Annotated in this window: 18 protein-coding genes; 8 read left to right on the top strand and 10 right to left on the bottom strand. The window is 62.9% G+C overall.

Features of this window, described 5'->3' with window-relative positions; translation table 11 throughout:
- Position 1 precedes the first annotated feature (1 nt).
- The 7 genes from Q3Y64_RS18020 to yecR all read left to right on the top strand — a co-directional run bounded on the left by Q3Y64_RS18020 (position 2) and on the right by yecR (position 10,397).
- Positions 2 to 1,723 carry an autotransporter assembly complex family protein gene (locus Q3Y64_RS18020; RefSeq protein ID WP_303564041.1) on the top strand — a complete coding sequence of 574 codons (1,722 nt, stop codon included), beginning with the start codon at positions 2 to 4 and terminating at the stop codon, positions 1,721 to 1,723.
- Complete coding sequence (locus tag Q3Y64_RS18025; RefSeq protein ID WP_303564043.1) at positions 1,723 to 5,523, top strand: translocation/assembly module TamB domain-containing protein; 3,801 nt, start codon at positions 1,723 to 1,725, stop codon at positions 5,521 to 5,523. Before Q3Y64_RS18020 ends, Q3Y64_RS18025 begins: the two co-directional genes overlap by 1 nt.
- Positions 5,524 to 5,673: 150 nt before the next feature.
- Positions 5,674 to 6,687, top strand: a complete 1,014-nt coding sequence (dusB, locus tag Q3Y64_RS18030; RefSeq protein WP_101940692.1) for a tRNA dihydrouridine synthase DusB — start codon at positions 5,674 to 5,676, stop codon at positions 6,685 to 6,687.
- Positions 6,684 to 6,920, top strand: a complete 237-nt coding sequence (locus tag Q3Y64_RS18035; RefSeq protein WP_101940691.1) for a helix-turn-helix domain-containing protein — start codon at positions 6,684 to 6,686, stop codon at positions 6,918 to 6,920. The genes dusB and Q3Y64_RS18035 overlap by 4 nt, the downstream gene beginning before the upstream one ends.
- A gap of 55 nt (positions 6,921 to 6,975) precedes the next feature.
- Positions 6,976 to 8,571 carry a bifunctional phosphoribosylaminoimidazolecarboxamide formyltransferase/IMP cyclohydrolase gene (purH, locus tag Q3Y64_RS18040; RefSeq protein WP_101940690.1) on the top strand — a complete coding sequence of 532 codons (1,596 nt, stop codon included), beginning with the start codon at positions 6,976 to 6,978 and terminating at the stop codon, positions 8,569 to 8,571.
- 160 nt (positions 8,572 to 8,731) lie between these two features.
- Positions 8,732 to 10,000: a phosphoribosylamine--glycine ligase gene (purD, locus tag Q3Y64_RS18045; RefSeq protein ID WP_303564047.1), complete on the top strand. Its 1,269-nt coding sequence runs from the start codon at positions 8,732 to 8,734 to the stop codon at positions 9,998 to 10,000.
- Positions 10,001 to 10,067: 67 nt separating this feature from the next.
- Positions 10,068 to 10,397, top strand: a complete 330-nt coding sequence (gene yecR / locus Q3Y64_RS18050; protein ID WP_101940688.1) for a YecR family lipoprotein — start codon at positions 10,068 to 10,070, stop codon at positions 10,395 to 10,397.
- Positions 10,398 to 10,456: 59 nt separating this feature from the next.
- Here yecR and Q3Y64_RS18055 read toward each other — a convergent pair whose 3' ends face one another.
- Positions 10,457 to 11,374: a hydrogen peroxide-inducible genes activator gene (locus Q3Y64_RS18055; RefSeq protein ID WP_303564048.1), complete on the bottom strand. Its 918-nt coding sequence runs from the start codon at positions 11,372 to 11,374 to the stop codon at positions 10,457 to 10,459.
- A 235-nt stretch (positions 11,375 to 11,609) separates the two neighbouring features.
- Here Q3Y64_RS18055 and Q3Y64_RS18060 point away from each other — a divergent pair, with 235 nt between their 5' ends.
- Positions 11,610 to 13,064, top strand: coding sequence for a DegQ family serine endoprotease (locus Q3Y64_RS18060; RefSeq protein ID WP_101940687.1), 1,455 nt, complete (start codon positions 11,610 to 11,612; stop codon positions 13,062 to 13,064).
- Between the two features lie 73 nt (positions 13,065 to 13,137).
- Here Q3Y64_RS18060 and Q3Y64_RS18065 read toward each other — a convergent pair whose 3' ends face one another.
- The 9 genes from Q3Y64_RS18065 to Q3Y64_RS18105 form a co-directional block, all read right to left on the bottom strand.
- A complete protein-coding gene (locus Q3Y64_RS18065) occupies positions 13,138 to 13,833 on the bottom strand; it encodes a transposase (RefSeq protein ID WP_101940686.1) in 696 nt (231 codons plus the stop codon).
- A gap of 7 nt (positions 13,834 to 13,840) precedes the next feature.
- Positions 13,841 to 14,968 (bottom strand): deoxyguanosinetriphosphate triphosphohydrolase, encoded by a 1,128-nt coding sequence (locus tag Q3Y64_RS18070; RefSeq protein WP_303564055.1) that lies wholly within the window; start codon positions 14,966 to 14,968, stop codon positions 13,841 to 13,843.
- 2 nt (positions 14,969 to 14,970) lie between these two features.
- The gene (aroB, locus tag Q3Y64_RS18075) at positions 14,971 to 16,053 is read right to left on the bottom strand and encodes a 3-dehydroquinate synthase (RefSeq protein ID WP_101940684.1); all 1,083 of its coding nucleotides are present in this window, start codon (positions 16,051 to 16,053) and stop codon (positions 14,971 to 14,973) included.
- Entirely contained in the window at positions 16,035 to 16,571 is a 537-nt protein-coding gene (locus Q3Y64_RS18080) for a shikimate kinase (RefSeq protein WP_303564058.1), read from the bottom strand. Before Q3Y64_RS18080 ends, aroB begins: the two co-directional genes overlap by 19 nt.
- A 90-nt stretch (positions 16,572 to 16,661) precedes the next feature.
- A complete protein-coding gene (pilQ, locus tag Q3Y64_RS18085) occupies positions 16,662 to 18,800 on the bottom strand; it encodes a type IV pilus secretin PilQ (protein WP_303564059.1) in 2,139 nt (712 codons plus the stop codon).
- On the bottom strand, positions 18,797 to 19,327 hold the full coding sequence (locus Q3Y64_RS18090; protein ID WP_254048175.1) for a pilus assembly protein PilP: 531 nt from the start codon (positions 19,325 to 19,327) through the stop codon (positions 18,797 to 18,799). The genes pilQ and Q3Y64_RS18090 overlap by 4 nt, the downstream gene beginning before the upstream one ends.
- A gap of 8 nt (positions 19,328 to 19,335) precedes the next feature.
- Positions 19,336 to 19,980, bottom strand: a complete 645-nt coding sequence (locus tag Q3Y64_RS18095) for a type 4a pilus biogenesis protein PilO (RefSeq protein ID WP_101940682.1) — start codon at positions 19,978 to 19,980, stop codon at positions 19,336 to 19,338.
- A complete protein-coding gene (locus tag Q3Y64_RS18100; protein ID WP_101940681.1) occupies positions 19,977 to 20,570 on the bottom strand; it encodes a PilN domain-containing protein in 594 nt (197 codons plus the stop codon). Before Q3Y64_RS18100 ends, Q3Y64_RS18095 begins: the two co-directional genes overlap by 4 nt.
- Entirely contained in the window at positions 20,567 to 21,643 is a 1,077-nt protein-coding gene (locus tag Q3Y64_RS18105) for a pilus assembly protein PilM (RefSeq protein ID WP_170022233.1), read from the bottom strand. The genes Q3Y64_RS18100 and Q3Y64_RS18105 overlap by 4 nt, the downstream gene beginning before the upstream one ends.
- Between the last annotated feature and the right edge of the window lie 2 nt (positions 21,644 to 21,645).

Raw genomic sequence — 21,645 nt, forward strand, 5'->3', positions numbered from 1 at the left:
CATGATCTTCCCGCCGCACCCGACATGCCGCCTGCTCGCCGGCCTGCTCGCCCTGTGCTGGGCCGGCGCGGCTGGCGCGGCGCTACAGATCGAAGCCGATGCTGAGCTGCTGCCGCTGCTGCAAACCCATCTCGAATATGACGCAGACGAGATCGCGCGCGGCGGCGAATGGCGTGAGGCCCAGCAGCACAGCCTGCTGCGCCAGGCGCGCGACCTGCTGGCCACGGCCGGCTACTTCAGCCCGCAGCTGAGTAGCGAAGACCAGGGCACGGAACTGCTGTTGAAGGTAGACAGCGGGCCGCGCAGCCGCGTCAGCGCGGTAGACATCCGCGTCGAAGGCAAGCTGAGCCCGGATGAGCTTGAGCAGATCCGCGCGAGCTGGTTGCTGCCGGTCGGCGCCGCCTTCACGCAGAACGACTGGGATCGCGCCAAAACGGCTCTGCTGGCCCGCCTCGGCAGCGAGGCCTTCCCCGACGCCAGCCTCGCCAGCAGTGATGCCGAGGTGGATCCGGCCAGCGCCAGCGTACAGCTGAGCCTCTTGTTGCGCAGTCAGGCGCGCGTGCTCTTCGGCGCCATCCACTACAGCGGCCTGCAGCGCTATTCCGAGAATCTTGCCGCACGCTATGCCATTGGCGTGAAACAGGGTGATCCCTTCAGCACCGACGCGATGCTGGAGCTGCAGCAATCCCTGCAGCGCACACCCTATTTCTCGACCGTGCAGCTGGAGCTGCAGCCCCCCGCGGCCGACAGCCCCGAGCCCCAGGTACGCGACGTGCTGGTGCGCCTCACCGAGCGCGAAGCGCATGCGCTGAGCAGCAGCGTCGGCTACAGCTCCAACACCGGCGCCCGCGTCGGCCTGGCCTTCGATACCGCCGACCTGTTCGGGCGCGGCTGGGAAATGCACACCGGCGCGGACATCGAGCAGCGCCGCCAAGCCGCCTTCGTGGACGTGTTCATGCCGCGTACCCGCTTCGGCGCCAACTACGGCGTCGGCGGTGGCATGGAGCGCTCGGACATCGAGAACCTCTACACCGAGTCCACCGCCTTCGGCCTGATCCGCACCCACTCGCGCGGCGCGCTGGAAATGCGCGACACCCTCAACTGGCAGGCCGAGACCCAGTCCAGCCCGGACCGCGACACCCAGGACAACCGAGCCATCACGCTCAACCGCATGTGGTCCTGGCGCCATCTCGATTCCGCCACCGCCCCGCGTCGCGGCGTGGCCCTGATGGGCCAGCTCGGTGGCGGCATACGCCCCACCCGGCCCGATGAAGGCTTCTTCCGTCTCCACGGTCGCGGTCACTACTACCTGCCCGTCGGCAGTGTCGACACCCTGGCCCTGCGCACCGAGCTCGGCGCCACCCTCACCCACGAAACCGAGGGCATCCCGAGCGACTGGCTGTTCCGCACTGGCGGCTCGCAATCGGTGCGCGGCTACCGCTACCAGAGCCTCGGCATCCAGGAAGGCAGCACCGTGTACGGTGCGCGCTACCTCGCCGTAGCCAGCGTCGAATACACCCACTGGTTCGGCCCCAGCTGGGGCGCGGCGAGCTTCATCGACCTTGGTGACGCGCGTGATGCCCTCGGCGACTTCCGCCTCGCCCGCGGCATCGGTTTCGGCCCGCGCTGGCGCAGCCCGGTCGGCCCGCTGGCGCTGGACCTGGCCTGGGGCGAACGCGAGCACGAATGGCGCGCCCACTTCTCGCTGGCGATTCCGTTCTGATGTCCAATAGCCCACAGCCCCGCCTCTTCGCTGCCGCGCTGCGCCATGTGCTGTGGACCAGCGTCGCCAGCGCCTGCGTGCTGGCCGGCACCGTGGCCTGGCTGGTGGCCAGCGACAACGGCCTGCAGACCCTCGCCCGCGCGGCGCAAGGCCTCGTCCCCGGCCTGCAGCTGCAAGGCCTGCACGGCCGCGTGCTGGGCCCGCTGCAGCTGGCCAGCCTGCGCTGGCAGGGTGCCGGCGGCAGCCGCCTCGAAATCGACGCCCTGAACCTCGCCTGGCAACCTGCCGCGCTGCTGCGCGGCCAGGTCGAGATCGAACTGCTGCAGGCCGCCCGCCTGCACTTCACTCCGGGCACCGGCGACGACAGCCCGCTGCAGGCACCGCAGATCCCTGCCTCGCCCGTAGTCGTGACGATCCAGCGCCTGGCCCTCGGCACGCTCGAAGTCGCCGGCCTGCCCGCCGCCCTGCAGGGCCTTGAAGCCCAACTCACAGCCGACGCAAGCGGCTACCGCGTACAGCTCGCCGATCTGCGCAGCCAGCGCCTCAAACTCAGCGGCGAAGCCCGCCTCGCCGCGCCCGCGCCGCACACCCTCACGGCGCACCTGCAACTTGAGCAGCAGGGCGAACAGGCCTTCATGCTGCACGCCAGCGCCACCGGCGAACTGAGCGCCCTGCAATTGCAGCTCAAGGCCAGCGGCAGCGTTGCCGGCGCGGGCCAGCTCCAGCTCGAACCCTTCAAGCCCCAGCCCCTGCGCGCTGCCGAACTGCAACTGCAGGGCCTTGATCCGCACAGCTGGTTCGCAGCCGCCCCCGCAGCCCGCATCGACATTGAAGCCCACAGCAATGCACAGGATTTCCGCCTCGACGCCCGCAACCAGCGCCCGGGCCTGCCCGAACGCGGCCTGCTGCCACTGCAGCGCCTGAGCCTCGCCGGCCGCTGGCAGAACGAACGCCTGAGCCTCAGCCACTGGCTGCTCGATCTGGGCCGCGCCGGCCAGCTCGCGGGCACCGGTGAATGGCAGGCGGGCCAGCTCGACCTGGCCGGCCGCATCAGCGCCCTGAACCCCGCCGCACTGCACTCGAAGGCCGTGCCGGCGAGCCTCGGCGGACACTTCAGCAGCCGCCTTGCGGCCGGCGAGCAAGCCCTCGATCTGCAACTTGCCGACGCGCGTCTGCAGCTCAACGCCCGCGCGCGCCGCGATGCCCGCGCCATCCGCCTCGAAACACTGGCGCTCTCCAGCGGCCCGGCCCGCCTGCACGCCAGCGGCCAGCTCGACCAGGCCTCAGGTGAATTCAGCCTGCAGGGGCGCATGGAGCAACTCAATCTGGCCCGCTTCGCCGCCCTGCCAGTCACCCACCTGAACGCCCAGCTCAGCGCACGTGGCCGCCTCGGCCCCGCGCTACGCGCCGAAGCCGGCTTCAGCCTGCAGGATTCCAGCGTGGCCGGCCACGCCCTGAGCGGCGAAGGCCAGCTCATCTTGGCGGGCGAGCAACTGGAAATTCGCCGCCTGCAACTCCTGGCCGGCGAGAACCGCCTCGATCTGCATGGCCGCCTCGGCCAGCGCGACGATCTGCTCGAATTCGCCCTGAACGCACCGCGTCTGGAGCAGATCGGGCTGGCCGGCAGCCTCACGGCCCAGGCGCGCCTGCGCGGCACGCTGGCCGCCCCGGCGCTGGAGCTGCAGGCCAGCAGCCCGCAGCTCGGCGTGCCGGGCTACGTCCAGCTGGAACAGCTCACGGCCGTGCTGAATTTCTCGCCACAGCCGACCGCCCCGCTGCGCCTGAAGCTGGATCTGGGCCGCCTGCAGTTGCCCGGCCAGAGCGCCATCGAAGCGCTCAGTGCCCGCGTCGACGGCAGCCTGCAGCAGCATCGCGCCAACCTCGCCGCGCGTCACGGGCCGATGGCTGTGCAGATCGCGGCGGAAGGCTCAGCCGACCGCCCGGCACAGGTCTGGCAAGGCCAGCTGAGCCAGCTCAGCGTGGACGGCGCACCGCTGCCGCTGCAACTCGTCAGCAACGAGGCCCTGCGCGTCTCCGCCCAAGGTCTGCAACTGGGCCGCAGCAGCTTCCGGCTCGGTGAAGCGAGCCTCGATCTCGCCGCGCTGGACTGGCTGGCCGGCCAGCTGCACAGCCGCGGCAGCCTGCAGAACCTGGCCCTGGGCCCACTCCTGAAACTGCCGGGCGACTTGCGCATCGGCGGCGACTGGGATCTCCACTACCCGCCGGTGCAGCCCGGCCGCCTGAGCCTCGCGCGCAGCAGTGGCGATCTGCAGCTGGCCGACGGCCGTAAACTGGGGCTCGACACGCTGGAAGCAAGCGCCCGCATCGACAGCCCGCGCAGCAGCCTGCAACTGAGCGCTCACAGCCAGCTAGCCGGCCAGCTCAAGGCCAGCCTGAGCGTGTCCAGCGGGCCGGATGCTGCAGCGCTGGAGGAGCGGCCGCTGCAAGGCCAGGCCGAGCTGAGCCTGCCAGACCTCAGCGTGCTCTCGGCCCTGTTCGGCCGCACGCTGCGCGCCAGCGGCAGCCTGCACGGCCAGGCCAGCCTCGCCGGCAGCCTGCAGGACCCGCAATGGCAGGCCCGCCTGCAGGGCACGGCACTTGGCCTGCAATGGCCGGACACCGGCCTGTGGCTGGACAAGGGCGCGCTCGACCTTGAACTCGCCGGCGAGCAGCTCAAGGTAAGCCAGCTCCACTTCGAAGCGCCGCACCGTGCCCTGCCACGCGATCCGCGCCTGCCGCTGGAGCGCCTCACCGCCCAGCCCGGTAGCCTTGACGCCAGCGGCACGCTGAACCTCGCCAACGGTCGCGGTGACCTGGCGCTGAGCGCCGAACGCGTCGGTGTGATGCAGAAGCCGGGCAGCTGGCTGCTGCTCTCGGGCCAGGCCGAAGCCCGCGTCGAGGAAGAGCGCCTGACCCTCAGCGGCCAGCTCAAGGCCGATGCCGCGCGTTTCGAAATGCCGCCGGCCAGCCGGCCCCAGCTCTCGGATGACGTACGCATCCGCGGCAAGGAAGTACGCAAGCCCTCCAGCTACGGAGTCCGTATCGACCTCAGCGCCGATCTGGGGCCTGCCTTCTACTTCAAAGGCGCCGGCCTCAACACACGGCTGGCCGGCGAGCTGCGCCTCAGGAGCAACGAGACCGACCCACTGCGCGTGAATGGCTCGGTGGACGCCAGCGGTGGCCTCTTCGAAGCCTACGGCGCGCGCCTGAACATCCGCCGCGGCCTGCTCAATTTCGTCGGTCCAGTCGGCAACCCGGGCCTCAACATCCTCGCCCTGCGCAGCAGCCCCACGGTGGACGCCGGCGTCGAAGTCACCGGCAGCCTGCAGAAGCCGAGACTGCGACTGGTCTCCGAACCAGATCTGCCGGACCAGGAAAAACTCAGCTGGATGCTCTTCGGGCGCGGTCCGGACCAGGGCTACACCGGCACCGACGCCAGCCTGCTGGTTTCGGCCGCCGCGGGCCTGCTCGGCGACACTCAGCTCGTGCGCACCCTCGGCATCGACCAGTTCGAGATGCGCTCGGGTTCGCTCAGCGGCAGCAGCAACGGGCGTGGCAGCCGCATCGCCAGTACCGGCGGCTTCAGCACCAACAGCACGGAGACAAATGACCAGATCCTCAGCGTCGGCAAGACCCTCTTCAACCGCTTCTCCATCGCCTACGAAGAATCCATGCTCGACGCCGGCAGCGTCGTGAAGCTCAGCTACCGCCTGTCACGCGCCCTGACCCTGGTCGGCCGCACCGGCAGCGACAACTCACTGGACCTGCACTACGCCCTGCGCTTCGGGCGCAGCAAGTAGACGCGGCGCCCTCTGCCTGCCTGCGTGCAACACCACTTGTTGATACGCCACATTTGCTGCGCAAAAAGTAAGCAATCCTCACCGCGCTTCGGGTAGAATCGCGCCCCTTCCCTGCTCCATTTCTGCGCAGCGCCGCGCCTGCCCGTCGCCATGCAATTCGCTGGATTCCAGTTACAAAACAACCTCTTCCTCGCGCCCATGGCTGGCGTGACGGATCGCCCCTTCCGCCAGCTGTGCAGGCAGCTCGGTGCGGGTCTGGCCGTGTCCGAGATGGTCACCTCCAACGCACTCCTCTACGCCAGTAACAAGACCCGCCGGCGCACCGACCACGCCGGCGAAACCGGGCCGATCTCGGTGCAGATCGCAGGCTCGGACCCGGCTATGATGGCTGCCGCCGCCCGCCACAACCGCGATCACGGCGCGCAGATCATCGACATCAACATGGGCTGCCCGGCCAAGAAGGTCTGCAATGTGGCCGCCGGCTCGGCCCTGATGCGCGACGAGGCGCTCGTCGCGCGCATCCTCGAAGCCGTGGTGGCGGCCGTGCCGGAGTTGCCGGTCACGCTCAAATTCCGCACCGGCTGGGACCGCGAGCATCGCAACGCGCCGACCATCGCCCGCATCGCCGAGGAGTCCGGCATCCGCCTGATCGCCATCCATGGCCGCACCCGCGCCGATCTCTACATGGGCGAAGCCGAGTACGACACCATCGCCGCGGTGAAATCACGCGCCGGCATCCCGGTGATCGCCAACGGCGACATCGATTCGCCGCAGAAGGCGAAACTCGTGCTCGATCACACCGGTGCCGACGGCGTAATGATCGGCCGCGCCGCGCAAGGTCGGCCGTGGATCTTCCGCGAGATCGCCCACTACCTCGCCACCGGCGAAACCCTCGCCGCCCCTGCGCTGGCCGAGATCCACGCCATCTGCCGCAGCCATCTGGCTGAGCTGCATGCCTTCTACGGCGAACTCGGCGGCGTACGCGTGGGCCGCAAGCACATCGGCTGGTATACCAAGGGCATCGCCGGCGCGCAGGTCTTCCGCCAGCACCTGAACCAGCTCGAAACGCCGCAGGAGCAGTTCGACGCCATCGACGAATTTTTCATCCAGCAGGCACCCAGCCTGCAAGACGACAACAATCAGCCTGAGGCATTGGCCGCATGAACAAGAAAAACGATATCGCTCTGTGTGTGACACAGGCACTCGATCGCTACTTTGCCGATCTGGACGGTGAGAAACCCGTCGACATTTACGACATGGTCATCCGCCAGGTGGAACGCCCGCTGCTCGAATCGATCATGGGGCGGGTCAGCAACAACCAGACCCAGGCGGCCGAACTTCTTGGCATTACCCGCAACACCCTGCGCCGCAAGCTGACCGATCACGGTCTGCTCTGAATCTGCTACGCATCCACGTCCGAATCTCCACTCTTACGCTCTACAGGCCCACACCATGAAAGTCACCCAAGCCCTCCTCAGCGTCTCCGACAAGACCGGCGTAGTCGAGTTCGCGCGCGAACTCGCCGCCCTCGGCGTCGAACTCCTGTCCACCGGCGGCACCGCCAAGAGCCTGCGCGATGCCGGGCTGGACGTGACCGACGTGGGTGACTACACCGGCTTCCCCGAAATGCTCGACGGCCGCGTCAAGACCCTGCATCCGAAGGTGCATGGCGGCATCCTCGCCCGCCGCGATCTGAAGGAGCACCTCGACACCATCGACGCGCACAACATCCCGCGCATCGATCTGGTGGTGGTGAACCTCTACCCTTTCCAGGCCACGGTGGCCAAGGAAGGCTGCACCCTGGCCGACGCCATTGAAAACATCGACATCGGCGGCCCGACCATGGTCCGCGCCGCAGCCAAGAACCACGGCAACGCCTGCGGTGGTTGCGGCATCGTGACCGAGCCGAGCGACTACGCTGCGATTCTTGCCGAGCTGAAGTCCAACGCCTGCACCCTTTCGCACAAGACCCGCTTCGAGCTGGCGCGCAAGGCCTTCACCCACACCGCGCGTTACGACTCGATGATCGCCAACTGGCTGACCGCCGTCGATGCCGATCAGCTCAATGAAGCCGCCGCTCCGGTGCGCGCTGAATATCCGACCCGCCTGCAACTGGCCTTCGACAAGGTGCAGGACCTGCGCTACGGCGAGAACCCGCACCAGACCGCCGCCTTCTACCGCGATCTGGCCTCGCCCGCCGGCGGCATCGGTAGCTACACCCAACTGCAGGGCAAGGAACTCTCCTACAACAACATCGCCGACTCCGATGCGGCTTGGGAATGCGTCAAGGCCTTCGATACCTCGGCTGTTGCCTGCGTGATCGTCAAGCACGCTAACCCCTGTGGCGTGGCGCTCGGCGCCAGCGCCGAAGAAGCCTATCGCAAGGCCTTCTCGACCGACCCGACCTCGGCCTTCGGCGGCATCATCGCCTTCAACGCCGAAGTCGACAAAGCCACGGCCGAAGCCATCTCCGGTCAGTTCATGGAAGTCTGTATCGCCCCGTCCTACACCGCCGAAGCGCTCGAACTGCTGGCCGTGAAGAAGAACGTGCGCGTGTTGACCTGCCCGCTCGGCAAGATCAGCCAGACCGACTACAAGCGCGTCGCCGGCGGCCTGCTGGTGCAAACCTATGATGACGCCGTGCTGACCGAAGCCGACCTGAAGGTCGTCACCCAGCGTGCCCCAACGCCGAAGGAAGTCAGCGACTTGCTCTTCGCCTGGCGCGTGGCCAAGTACGTGAAGTCCAACGCCATCGTGTATTGCAAGGACGGCATGACCGTCGGCGTCGGCGCCGGCCAGATGAGCCGCGTCGATTCCGCCCGCATCGCCAAGATCAAGGCCGAGAACGCCGGTCTGGTGATCCCGGGTTGCGTGGTGGCATCCGACGCCTTCTTCCCCTTCCGCGATGGTCTGGACGTGCTGGCGCAAGCCGGTGCCACCGCCGTGATCCAGCCGGGTGGCTCGATGCGTGATGCCGAAGTGATTGCTGCGGCCGACGAGCAGAACGTCGCCATGGTGTTCACCGGCTTCCGTCACTTCCGCCACTAAGAAGCCGTAACAAAATGGTTCTGGCGTTGTTGCGCTGCCTTGCCGTACTGAATGTACTGTCTGCGGCAGCGCGTCTAGCCAGAACCGCGTTGCTCCATTTTGTTCCAGCTTCCCGCCGCGTCAGGGCTCAAGTCCTTCTATTTCATAAATCAAAGTCACCATGAAAATTCTCGTTATCGGTTCCGGCGGTCGTGAGCACGCCCTGGCCTGGAAGCTGGCCCAGTCGCAGCGCATCCAGAAGGTCTATGTAGCGCCGGGCAACGCCGGCACCGCTACCGAGCCCGGTCTGGAGAACGTTGCCGCCAACAGCATCCCGGAATGGATCGCCCTGGTTCGCCAGGAAGGCATCGGCCTCACCGTGGTAGGCCCCGAAGCACCGCTGGCCGCCGGTGTGGTGGACGCTTTCCGCGCCGAGGGTCTGCCGATCTTCGGGCCGACCAAGGCCTGCGCCCAGCTCGAATCCTCCAAGGATTTCGCTAAGCAGTTCCTGATCCGTCACGGCATCCCCACCGCCAAGTACCAGACCTTCTCCGACGCCGCACTAGCCCACGCCTACGTGGATCGCGAAGGTGCACCGATCGTCATCAAGGCCGATGGCCTCGCCGCCGGCAAGGGCGTGGTCGTCGCCATGTCACTGCAGGAAGCGCATGAAGCCATCGACATGATGTTGCTCGGCAACAAGATGGGCGACGCCGGTGCGCGCGTGGTGATCGAGGAATTCATGGCCGGCGAGGAAGCCAGCTTCATCGTGATGGCCGACGGCAAGCACGCGCTGGCCATGGCCACCAGCCAGGATCACAAGCGCCTGAAAGACGGCGACGAAGGCCCCAATACCGGCGGCATGGGCGCCTACTCGCCAGCGCCGGTGGTGACGCCGCAGATCCACGCCCGCGTGATGCGCGAAATCATCAACCCGACGCTAGCCGGCATGGCCGCCGACGGTCTGCCCTATAGCGGCTTCCTGTATGCCGGCCTGATGATCGACGAAGCCGGCGCACCGCGCGTGGTGGAGTTCAACTGCCGTTTCGGCGACCCCGAAACCCAGCCGATCATGATGCGTCTGAAAACCGACCTGGTCGAACTGATCGAGGCCGGTATTGCCGGCAAGCTCGATACCGCCGAAGCCGACTGGGACCGCCGTGTGGCGCTGGGCGTGGTGCTTGCCGCCGGTGGCTACCCGGATGATCCGAAGAAGGGTGACGTGATCTCAGGGCTGGATGCCAAGGTGGAGGATGCCCATGTGTTCCATGCTGGCACCACCCTGCGCGACGGCAAGGTAGTCTCCAGTGGCGGTCGCGTGCTGTGTGTGACCGCACTTGGCGACTCAGTGAAGGAAGCGCAGACCCGCGCTTACGAGCTGACCAGCCAGATCCAGTTCGACGGCATGCAGTACCGCCGCGACATCGGGCACCGCGCCATCAAGCGCTGAAGCCAGGATCAGACCTGCAGTGCGCCCACCGCGCACTGCGCCGCATATTCACGACGGGGGTTGGAAGATGCACAAGAAGGTGAAGGTATTGGGCGCAACGGTTTTCGGCCTGCTCCTGCTGGCCGCCTGTGCCACGCTGGATCAGAGCGACTTTCTGCGTAGCGGCGGCAGCAAGGATGCCGGTTTCGTCGAAATCTCCTGGGATCAGACCCGCATCGACAATGGCAAGGGCGCCAGCACTGGCAGTCTTAATGAAGCCAGCGCCGCATGTCGCGAATGGGGCTTCACTGGCGGGGCAGAACAACCCATGAGCCAGCCCGAAGAGCGCTGCGTGTCGCTGCGCGGAATGGGCTGCGGGCGCTTCGTGATGAGCCAGAAGTTCCGCTGCCTGCGCTGAGCGCTTGTGCGTGAGAACGGCTGACCCGCCTGGGTCAGCCCTGGCCACGGGCCAGCCGTTCAGCCGCGTACCGGCGTGGCGCCGGGCAAGCCACTGTCGAGAATGGCCGCGCGCAAGAGGTCGATGACCTTGGTGCGCGGGTAAGTCACCCGCCAGGCAATCGCCACCCTCCGCGTCGGCTCCGGCGCGGCAAAGGGCCGGATAGCCACCAGCTTCTGGCTATCCACCAGCGGGTCAGCTGCCGAGCTCGGCAGCACCGTCACCCCCAGTCCGGTCGCCACCATGTGGCGGATGGTCTCCAGCGAACTACCTTCCATGGTCTTTTGCAGACCCGTGCCATGAGCACAGCGCGGGCAGGCTTCCAGCACCTGATCGCGAAAACAGTTGCCGGCCCCCAGCAATAACAGCGGCTCTTCCTGCAGCTTGGCAGTCGTCAGGGCTTCTTCCTTCACCCAGGAATGCGCTGCGGGCATCACCACGCGGAAGGGCTCGTCATAGACGGCCTGGGTCACGATGCCTTGCTCGGCAAAAGGCAAGGCCAGGATGGCCACGTCGATTTCCCCCTTCTTGAGCTGATCAGCGAGACGATGGGTGTAGTTCTCCTGGATCATCAGCGGCATGCGCGGCGCGCGCTCAGCCAGCAGCGGAATCAGCGAAGGCAGCAGGTAAGGCGCGATGGTGTAGATCACGCCTATGCGCAAGGGGCCGGACAAGGCATCGCGCCCTGCTTCAGCCAGATCGCGGATCTGGCTCGCCTCGCGCAACACGCGCTCGGCCTGCTCGACGATGTGGCGGCCAATCTCGGTAACTTTCACGTCCACCGCGCTGCGCTCGAAGAGCAGCACGCCGAGCTGTTCCTCAAGTTTCTTGACGGCCACCGACAGGGTCGGCTGGGAGACATGGCATTTCTCGGCAGCACGCCCGAAATGGCGTTCCTGCGCGAGCGCGACGATGTAACGCAGATCTGTGAGGGTCATGGGAATGCCCGGCTCCGGAATCCGGCTAAAGCGCATGAATAGGATTTTCCAATTATATGCACTCCGCTAGATAGCTTGCTTGATCGATGTCGACCGGACTTGAAGTTTCTGCAGGCCACCCCACTTTTTGTAAGCGGATGTAATCGGTGGAACCTCTCCCGACCGGCACAGTCCGACACTTCGCGCTACAACAAAGCGCTTGTCATCCCACAAACCCTCATTCCCGGAGGACCCGATGCGTCGTTCCTTCTTCCGCGCAAGTCTCGTGGCCAGCGTCGCCACCGTTGCGTTTACCGGCTGCCTGCAAGAGTCCGGCATGCCCTCGTCCCACGCCAGCACGCCGGCCGTCAGCCCGGCCGCCGTGAGCGCAGCCCGCGCCGGCCTGCCCGACTTCAGCGGGCTGGTCGAAGCCATTGGCCCGGCTGTGGTCAACATCAGTGTTACCAGCATCGAAAAGCCCAGCCGCGGCGGCTTTCCGATCGATGAGAACGATCCCTTCTTCGAATTCTTCCGCCGCTTCGGCATTCCTGGTCAGGGCCAGGGTCAGCAAGCGCAACCACGCGTGCAGCAAGGCGTCGGTTCGGGCTTTATTCTGAGCGCAGATGGTTACATTCTGACCAACGCCCATGTGGTGGACGGTGCCAGTGAAGTCACGGTCAAGCTCACCGACAAGCGCGAATTCAAGGCCAAGGTGATCGGTGCGGACAAGCGTACCGACGTGGCCCTGATCAAGATCGATGGCAAAAACCTGCCTACGGTGAAGACCGGCAATCCCGATGCCAGCAAGCCCGGCCAGTGGGTGATCGCCATGGGTTCGCCCTTCGGCCTGGAGAACACGGTGACGGCCGGCATCATCTCGGCCAAGGCACGCCGCCTGGATGGCGACAGCTATGTCAATTTCATCCAGACCGACGTGGCCATCAACCCCGGCAATTCCGGCGGCCCGCTGATCAATCTGGATGGCGAAGTGATCGGCATCAATTCGCAGATCTACTCGCGCTCCGGCGGCTACATGGGAATCTCGTTCTCAATTCCGATCGATACCGCCTTGAAGGTGAAGGAGCAGTTGCAGAAGCACGGTAAGGTTTCGCGCGGCCGCCTCGGGGTGGTGATTCAGGGAATGGACAAGGATCTGGCCCAGTCTTTCGGTCTCGACAAGCCTAGCGGTGCGCTGGTGAACTCGGTCGAGCCCGGTGGCCCGGCGGACAAGGCCGGCCTGCAGGCGGGTGACATCATTCAGCAGGTGGATGGTGCAAAGGTGGAAGACTCCACGGATCTGCCGCGCATCATTGGTGAGCGCAATCCGGGTGACTCGGTGAAGCTCAAGGTATGGCGCGACAAGACCAGTCGCGACCTCAGCGTGAAGCTCGGCGAACAGGCCAGCGAGCGCGTTGCGGTGAACAACGATGATGCGGCCACACCGGGCGGCAAGCTGGGTCTGGTGGTACGCCAGCTCAATGCTCAGGAAGCACGCCGCAGTGGTGTGACGGCCGGGCTGCTGGTCGAGGAAGTTTCGGGTGCGGCGGCCAAGGCCGGTATCCGTCAGGGCGATCTGATCCTCGGCGTGAGCAACCAGAAGGTCACCAGCGCTGAACAACTGCGCAAGGCTGTTGAAGCAGCAGGCAAGAACGTACCACTGCTGATCCAGCGCGGCGAAAACCAGCAATATGTAGTGGTTCGCCTGAACTGATTTTGTCTCCTCCCCGGCAGAGTGCAGGACGGGCTCTGTGTTGCAACGGCCGCCGCAAAGCGGCCGTTTTTTTTCACCCCTCCAACGGCTTCTTGCGTGGACGCCCCTTGGGCAAGGGGCTCAGACGCCGGTTGGGACTCAGCTCCCCACCCGCCAGCGGCAACTCGCCCAGCATCCAGCCCCGGTTGGCGGTATAGCGGATAGCATCCAGCTCATCCAGCGGCGTACCGGCCTCCAGCAAGGCACGATAGGCCGCCTGGCGTTCAAAGGGCGTATTGCCTAAGGCCCAGTAGCGCGCATGGTCGGTAATGAGTGGATCCGGCTCAAGACCGAGGTGATGGCGGCAGCTGGACCAAGGGTAATGCTCGGCGCTGGCCGCATGTCCCGCCCGTAGCGGATTCAGTTCGATATAACGGCTGGCCGCCAGCAACCAGTGCATGGGTTCAATCACGGTGGAACGATAACGCCCCTCCCACAAGGTACCGCTGCGCAGATGGCGATCATTAAACCAGCGTACATAGCGCCGGCCAAGACGCTGCATCATGTTGCCCGCAGCGCCCTCGTCGGGCGGGGTGATCAGCAGGTGAGCATGATCGGGCATCAGTACATAGGCATGCAACGCAACACCAGCCTCGCGGGCAGCCTCGCGCAGGTGCAGGCGATACTGCTGGAAGTCCGTCTCGTCGAGAAAGACAGGGGCTCGATTATTGCCACGCTGCAGCACCAGCTGTGGCATGCCTGGAATGTAGAGGCGCGGCAGGCGGCTCATGGATGTTCTATTTGCCGTCGGCCAGCGAGAAGAGACGGCGGTGTTCTTTCATTGCGTAGCGATCAGTCATGCCTGCGATATAGTCGGCAATTGAGCGCGCCTTGTCGTCCCGAGCCATGGCCTGATACTGCGGCGGCAGCAAACGGGTGTCCGCCATGAAAAGCTCGAACAAATCGGCAATGATCCGCCGCGCCTTGCTCATCTCGCGCAGCACCTGATAGTGCCAGTAAAGGTTATCGCGCAGAAACTGCTGCAATTGTTGCAACTCACGGCCCATCGCTGGCGAGAAAGCCACCAGCGCGGAGGCACTCCGTACATCGTCGAGCGTGGAGATGCCATTAGCATCAATATTGGCGCGAGTCTGTTCGATCAGGTCGACGGCTTGCGCATTGATCATGCGCCGCACTGTTTCGTGGATCAGGCGTCGGCCGGCCAGTGCGGGATAACGCGCCCTCACTGCTGCACTATGCCGTGCAAAGGCCTCGACATGCTCCAGTTGCTCAAGCGTCAGCAGACCAGCGCGCAAACCGTCATCCACGTCGTGGTTGTTGTAGGCAATGGAGTCGGCCAAATTGCACAGTTGCGCTTCCAGCGAAGGCTGCTGCTTCTCTATAAAGCGCTGCCCCAGCTCACCAAGCTTGTGAGCGTTGGGCAGAGAGCAGTGCTTGAGGATGCCTTCGCGGGTCTCATACATCAGGTTGAGGCCGTCGAACTCCGCATAGCGCTCCTCAAGCTGATCAACGATGCGTAGGGACTGCAGGTTGTGCTCGAAACCGCCATGGGGCTTCATGCAATCGTTGAGTGCGTCCTGCCCCGCATGGCCGAAAGGCGTGTGGCCCAGATCGTGTGAGAGCGCGATGGCTTCGACCAGATCTTCGTTGAGCGCCAGCGATCGTGCCAGCGAACGGCCAATCTGCGCCACTTCGATGCTGTGGGTCAGGCGGGTCCGGAAGAGGTCGCCTTCGTGATTCACGAAGACCTGAGTCTTGTACTCCAAGCGTCGAAATGCGGAGCAGTGGATGATGCGATCACGATCGCGCTGGAATTCACTGCGCGCGCTCGGTGCCGCCTCGCACACCTGGCGTCCGCGGCTGTTGGTTTCGCCGACGGCATAGGGCGCAAGTGGGATCTGCATCGTCAAGCGCAGCAGCTGTCGATGGCTGCGGCGATATCCTCGAGTGAGGCGGAGTCGTGAATGACGCCTTTCCCGACCTGCTGCAACAGGATCAGACGCAAACGCCCCGCTTCAACTTTCTTGTCATGACGCATCAGCTCGATGTAGCGCTCGGCGCCGAGCTTTGGCCCCACGGAGGGCAGACCGGCGCGTTCCAGAATGCGCCGCACGCGCGCCACATCAGCTGAATTCAACATCCCCAGGCGTGCAGAAAGCTCTGCCGCCATCACGGTGCCCGCCGCCACGGCTTCACCGTGCAGCCACACGCCAAAGCCCAGACCGGCTTCGATGGCGTGGCCGAAGGTATGGCCCAGATTCAGCAGGGCGCGCTCGCCTTGCTCGGTCTCGTCTGCCGCCACAACCTCGGCCTTGTTGATGCAACTGCGCTCGACGGCGTAGGCCAGCGCAGCCGGATCCCGTGCCAGCAAGGCATCCAGATTGGCTTCCAGCCACTCCAGGAAAGGCAGGTCGCGAATGAAACCGTACTTAACGACCTCGGCCAGGCCAGCTTTGAGCTCCTGTTCAGGCAGAGTCTGCAGGGTGTCGATATCTGCCAGTACCAGTTTCGGCTGGTAGAAGGCGCCGATCATGTTCTTGCCTAGCGGATGGTTGATGGCCGTCTTGCCCCCCACCGAAGAGTCGACCAAGGACAACAGGGTGGTCGGAATCTGGATGAAAGGCACCCCACGCTGGTAGGTTGCAGCCGCAAAGCCGGTCATGTCACCAATCACGCCGCCGCCGAGGGCGATCAGGGTGGTCGAGCGCTCACAGCGCGCGCCCAACAGACCATCAAAGATCAAGTTCAGGGTCGGCCAGTCCTTGTGCGCCTCGCCATCCGGCAGCACGATTTCGGTCAGGCTTACGCCGGCGGCCTTCAGGCTGTTGCGCAGAGTGGCCAGATGCAGAGGCGCAACCACTTCGTTGGTCACAATGGCCGCACGCGAAGTCTTCAGATAAGGCACAAGCAGATCAGCCGAGGCCAGCAGGCCACGTCCGATCCGGATCGGATAGCTACGCTCAGCCAGCGCTACGTTGACAGTTCGCATCGTTTTTCCCATTCAGCAAGGATCTTGCTCACCGCAGTCTGTGAGTTCAGGCGCGAGCCATCAATCACCAAGCCGGCGATTTCCCGGTACAGCGGATCACGTTCAGTACGCAAGGCATTCAGTTTGGCCGCCGGATCCGCAACCTGCAGCAGCGGACGATTGGTGTCGTGGCGGGTACGCTCAAGCAGGATATGGGTCGGCACATCCAGATAGATCACCCAGCCAGACTCCTTCATGCAACTGCGGTTGACCGGGTCAAGCACAGCACCACCGCCAGTGGCCACCACCACGCCACCTTCTTGCGCCAACTCGGCAATCACCTGCGTCTCACGGCGACGAAAACCCGCCTCACCCTCGAGTTCGAAAATGATCGGGATCCTTACGCCAGTGCGGTGGACGATTTCATGGTCGGAATCATAGAAGGCACGCCCCATGCGACGCGCCAACTGGCGCCCGATGGTGGTCTTGCCCGAGCCCATCAGTCCGACCAGATAAATGTTGGCTTGAGTGGTATTCACGCGCCGATTTTAACAGCGCCGCGATTGCTACCGGCAAGAAAAAACCCGCCGGACCATCAGGTGCGGCGGGTTTGTGCGAAGCCTAAAGACTCAGCGCGAAACGACTTGATCGGTCAGAACCTTCGGCGTGATGAAAACCATCAACTCGACCTTCTTGTCGCTCTTTTCGTCATTGCGGAACAGATAACCCAGCACAGGGATATCGCCCAACAGCGGCACCTTGGTCACTACACCGCTGGTGGTCTGCTGGAAGATACCGCCGATTACCACAGTGCCGCCGTTCTCAACCAGTACCTCGGTCTTGACGTGCTTGGTATCGATCGCCACGCCAGCACCCGTAGCGATAGAGGTGTTCGGGGTGTCCTTGTTGATATCCAGCGACATCGCCACGCGCCCATCAGGCGTGATCTGCGGCTTAACCTTTAATGACAGGTTGGCCTTACGGAATTGCACCGAGGTAGCACCGGAACTGGTGGCATTTTGGTACGGAATTTCCACACCCTGTTCGATCAAGGCTTCGATTTGATCGGCCGTCATGACTCGCGGACGAGACACCACACGACCACGGCCATCAGCCTCCAGTGCCGAAATTTCAAGGTTCAGGAATCGGGTAGCGGCGCTGTTCCAAAGAGTCAGGGCGAACTGACCGGCTGACTTGCCAGCAATTGAAGATGCCGGATTATTGAAACTCAAGGCATCGGTCAGGAAGTTCGGCGTATCAGCCACCTGTCCAGTGTGATACCCCGTATCAGCGACGTTGCCACCCAGTGCATAGCGGCCACCACCTGCAGTACCGCCGGTGTTATGCACACCAAAGCGCGCGCCCAAATTGCGGCTAAAACCATCCTCAGCTTCGATGATCTGGGCTTCAATCAGCACCTGGCGTGCTGGCAGATCAATGTCACCCAGCATCCGACGCACATCATCCAGACGCTGAGCCGTATCTGTCACGATCAGCTTGTTGCTGCGCTCATCCATGATCACGGCGCCACGCTTGGACAGGATGGTCTTTTCCTTGTCCTTCAGGATTCCATCAAAAATGGCCTTAGCGCTGTGGTAATTGATCTGGAAGGTCTCGGTGCGCAGCGGCTCAAGATCGTTAATCTGCATCTTGGATTCGAGCTCAAGTTTCTCGCGCGCAGCAAGCTCTTCACGTGGCGCAATCCAGATCACATTGCCGTTCTTGCGCAGGTCCAAACCCTTGGCCTGAAGGATGATTTCCAGCGCCTGATCCCAAGGCACGTCCTTCAAACGCAGGGTCAGGGAACCAGTCACTGAGTCACTGGTAATGATGTTGAAATTGGTGAAGTCAGAGATAACCTGCAGCACCGAACGCACATCGATATTCTGGAAATTCAGAGAGAGCTTCTCACCCGCATATTTCACGGCACGGGAACTGCCCTGTACCAGTTTGCGCGGATCCTCCTGACTGGGCTTCACCTCCAGCACGAACTGGTTATCAGTCTGGTAAGCGTTGTGCTCCCACATACCAGTCGGGGTGATGGTCATGCGCACCGCTCCGCCCTGCTGGATCGTCGTGACATTGGTGATCGGCGTGCCGAAATCAGTCACGTCAAGGCTCTTGCGCAAACGATCTGGCGCCGAAGTCTTGAGAAAATCAACAATCAGCTTAGTGCCGGACTGACGAATATCAATCCCGGTATTAGCGTCTGACAGATCAATGACAACACGACCTTCGCCATCCTTGCCGCGGCGGAAATTAATGTCTCGAATCGAATGCGTGTCGGGACCACCCTTTTGCTCAGCAAAACGAGCGGTTGTCGTTGCCTCCGGCGATTTGGCCGTGGCCACAGCCAGATTGATCAGCAACTCGCGGCCCTCGATTTTCGTGTCGTAAGCCAGAGGGCGCAGCAAGTTGATAACCAAACGGGTGCGATCGGCGACCTGAACGATATTCACGCTGCGAACATCTCCCTCACCGATAGTCTGGGCGGTCTTGCCCGTACCATTCGAAGTCGAGGGCAGATCGATTGCTACGCGTGCAGGATTCGACACACTGAAACTGCCAAGCTGACCTTCCAGTGGCTGCTTGAGGGTCACCTTGAGAGTGATGCCCGTGGCAGACTGGACTGCTTGAATAGACTCAATACTGTTTTTGGCTTCGGCAGCAGCGGCGGCCGGCGAGCCCTGCGCGCTGGCAGTGCCACTCGCAACGATGCCAACGAGCACACACAATACCGGCGCAATCAGACGCGTTACGGTTTTCATTTCTTCGTCTCCTGCTCTTGCAGCTGCATGGTGCTGAAACGCTCGATCCAGTCGCCGTTGGCGTCCTCGATCAGCTCTTTCAACGTGAGGTCGTTTTCGGTGATTTTGGTCACCACTCCAAAGTTCTGGCCCAGATAATTACCCGCACGAACCTGATGAATGGTCTTGTCCGCCTTCACCAGCGCAACCGGCTTACCATTCATCAACATCATGCCGACCATATTGAGCGTCTCGAGAGGATAGGATTCCAGCGGTTCGCGGCGGCGCGTGTCGTTGCGCGGACTAGCCTTCCCGCCCCGCTTCTCGGGCTCCAAACGACTCGCCTGAAAGGGGTCAACCTGACCCACCACCTCGTATTCCACTACTGGGAACTGAGTCAGTTTGGGCAAAGGCTGTATCTTGCCCTGCATGCCCTGAGTCTCGTTTGCCATCCAGGCACGCAGATCCTGATGCTCATCGCTGCTGCAAGCACTCAGCAAAAGAGCAAAAGACAGAATCAGCCAGACAGGTTTCATGATTTTCTTCATCCCTGGCCTCAATTCTTCTTCTCGCCAGCCTTGGAACGCTTCTGTTTGGCCACTTCCTCGTCATCAAGATAACGATAGGTAACGGCAAAAGCATCCATCTTCAGCTGCCCATCCTTACCAGGCGCCACGTTAAGGTCGCGCAAGGTCACGATCCGCGGCAGCTTGGCCACATCACTCACGAACTGTCCAAGGTCATGATATGACCCGGTAATCGCAAGAGCGATCGGCAGCTCGGCGTAAAAGTCTTTGATGGCCTCCTGGCCCGGCTTCCACAATTCGAATTGCAAACCTCGACCGCGACCAGCCTGGTTAATGTCGATCAACAAGGTTTCCATCTCAGACTTGTTCGGCAACTGCTTGAGCAACGCACCAAACTGACGGTCCATCTCGGCCAATTGCTTGCGGTATTCATCAAGGTTAACCGCCTGACGCTTCTTGCCGAGCCACTCATCCTTGAGCTTGACCTCTTCCTGCTGAGCCTGCTCCAGCTGCTCCAGCTTGCCCTTCCAGTCAAACCACCAACCAGCAGCAATCACGGCAGCAAGAATCAGTACCAGAGCTAGAACCTTGGGCGCCAGCGGCCAGACACCAGGGTCGTTCGGGTCAAGCTGACGGAAATCGCTGATGATGCGATCGAGGCGAATATCTTTCATGACTTGCCCCCCGCAGCAGGCGCTTTTGCTGCATCCACACCCTCAATTGGCGCACGTTCGATGCTGACCCCCAGGATGAACTCGCCCACCTGACGCCCCTTGTAACTAACAGCCTTGATCTCCTGCAGCATCGGCCGCTCAAAGATCGGTGAAGCGTCAAGGTTGCGCATCAACTGGGAGACACGGGCATTAGATTGCGACAAGCCGACAAACACGATCCCGTTGCCGGTCTGCTTGACGGACTTGAGGAATACCCCTTCCGGCATCTGCTTGACCAATTCGTTGAATACCGTAACCGTCTCGGTCCGGTTTCCTTGCAGGGATTCGATTACCTGCTTGCGTGCCAGCAGCGATTGGGTCTGCTCCTTTAGGCGCGCAATTTCAGCGATTTCCTTGTCGAGAGAAGCAATCTCGCGCTTGAGGAAATCATTGGAGGAGTTCTGTGCGTCGATCTGGCTGCCGATCAGGGTGCTGCCGACAAACCATACCGCGGCGCCCGCCAGAACCATCAGCACAGCGAGACTAATAAACTGCTGACGACGGTCTTTGCGCGCCTCTTCACGGTGCGGTAACAGATTGATGCGAATCATGCGTCAAACCTCCGCAAAGCCAAACCGCATGCGACAAGCAAGGCGGGCGCCTCGGCAGCCAGATTTTTGGGGCGTACGCGCTGCGAAAGCGCCATCCCTACAAAAGGATTGGCCACTTCGGTCGTGACCTGAGTCCGCCCGGCCACAATCTGGTCAATACCCGGAATCACGGCACAGCCTCCGGAAAGAATGATGTGGTCAACCTGATTGAACTGGGTCGAAGTGAAGAAAAACTGCAAGGCACGCGAGATCTCAAGCGCCACGCTTTCACTGAAGGGCCGCAACAGATCGTGCTCGTAGTTTTCCGGCAAGCTGTTAGAACGCTTGGCAGATTCAGCTTCCTCTGTACTCATGCCGTAACTGCGGGAAATATCCTGAGTCAGCTGATTGCCGCCGAATGCCTGCTCACGCGAATACAGAACATTCTCGTCGCGCAGGATGGTGACCTTCATCATCTGCGCGCCGATATCCACCAAGGCAACAACCTTACCCCTACCCGCCTCAGGCAGACGACGCTTGATCAGATCGAAAGCAGCTTGCGAAGCGAAAGACTCGACGTCCATCACCGTAGCCTTGAGACCTGCGGCCTCAGCAGCAGCCACACGATCCTCAACCTTCTCCTTGCGAGAGGCTGCGATCAACACTTCGACTTCATCCGCGCCTGTATTGGCGGAACCAAGCACCTGGTAATCAAGATTGACTTCTTCGATCGCAAATGGAATGTACTGGTTAGCCTCAGACTCAACCTGAACCTCCATTTCCAACTCACGCAGGCCCGCGGGCAAAGTAATCTTCTTGGTGATCACGGCTGCAGCCGGCAAGGCCAACGCGACCTGGCGAGTAGAGGAGCCCAGGCGTTTCCAGGCGCGCCGGATGGACTCTGCCACCGCTTCAAGGCTGGCAATATTGCCATCCGTGACGGCATCGCGCGGAAGCGGCTCAATCGCATAGCGCTCGAGCCTGTACTGGTTCGAGCCCGCTTCGGCCAATTCCACCAATTTGACTGCGGAAGAGGAAATATCCAGCCCTATCAAGGCTTTCGATTTTCCTCCCAGCAAGGTTTTGATATCCATAA

Source organism: Uliginosibacterium sp. 31-12 (genome assembly GCF_030548425.1).
GTDB classification, from domain to species: Bacteria; Pseudomonadota; Gammaproteobacteria; order Burkholderiales; family Rhodocyclaceae; genus Uliginosibacterium; species Uliginosibacterium aquaticum.

Coding starts and splice junctions, on each gene's coding strand:
- Q3Y64_RS18105 (WP_170022233.1), bottom strand. CDS start 21,643: ATGGATATCAAAACCTTGCTGGGAGGAAAATCGAAAGCCTTGATAGGG.
- aroB (WP_101940684.1), bottom strand. CDS start 16,053: ATGCGAACTGTCAACGTAGCGCTGGCTGAGCGTAGCTATCCGATCCGG.
- Q3Y64_RS18100 (WP_101940681.1), bottom strand. CDS start 20,570: ATGATTCGCATCAATCTGTTACCGCACCGTGAAGAGGCGCGCAAAGAC.
- dusB (WP_101940692.1), top strand. CDS start 5,674: ATGCAATTCGCTGGATTCCAGTTACAAAACAACCTCTTCCTCGCGCCC.
- Q3Y64_RS18090 (WP_254048175.1), bottom strand. CDS start 19,327: ATGAAGAAAATCATGAAACCTGTCTGGCTGATTCTGTCTTTTGCTCTT.
- yecR (WP_101940688.1), top strand. CDS start 10,068: ATGCACAAGAAGGTGAAGGTATTGGGCGCAACGGTTTTCGGCCTGCTC.
- Q3Y64_RS18095 (WP_101940682.1), bottom strand. CDS start 19,980: ATGAAAGATATTCGCCTCGATCGCATCATCAGCGATTTCCGTCAGCTT.
- Q3Y64_RS18060 (WP_101940687.1), top strand. CDS start 11,610: ATGCGTCGTTCCTTCTTCCGCGCAAGTCTCGTGGCCAGCGTCGCCACC.
- purH (WP_101940690.1), top strand. CDS start 6,976: ATGAAAGTCACCCAAGCCCTCCTCAGCGTCTCCGACAAGACCGGCGTA.
- purD (WP_303564047.1), top strand. CDS start 8,732: ATGAAAATTCTCGTTATCGGTTCCGGCGGTCGTGAGCACGCCCTGGCC.
- Q3Y64_RS18020 (WP_303564041.1), top strand. CDS start 2: ATGATCTTCCCGCCGCACCCGACATGCCGCCTGCTCGCCGGCCTGCTC.
- pilQ (WP_303564059.1), bottom strand. CDS start 18,800: ATGAAAACCGTAACGCGTCTGATTGCGCCGGTATTGTGTGTGCTCGTT.
- Q3Y64_RS18025 (WP_303564043.1), top strand. CDS start 1,723: ATGTCCAATAGCCCACAGCCCCGCCTCTTCGCTGCCGCGCTGCGCCAT.
- Q3Y64_RS18035 (WP_101940691.1), top strand. CDS start 6,684: ATGAACAAGAAAAACGATATCGCTCTGTGTGTGACACAGGCACTCGAT.
- Q3Y64_RS18070 (WP_303564055.1), bottom strand. CDS start 14,968: ATGCAGATCCCACTTGCGCCCTATGCCGTCGGCGAAACCAACAGCCGC.
- Q3Y64_RS18055 (WP_303564048.1), bottom strand. CDS start 11,374: ATGACCCTCACAGATCTGCGTTACATCGTCGCGCTCGCGCAGGAACGC.
- Q3Y64_RS18065 (WP_101940686.1), bottom strand. CDS start 13,833: ATGAGCCGCCTGCCGCGCCTCTACATTCCAGGCATGCCACAGCTGGTG.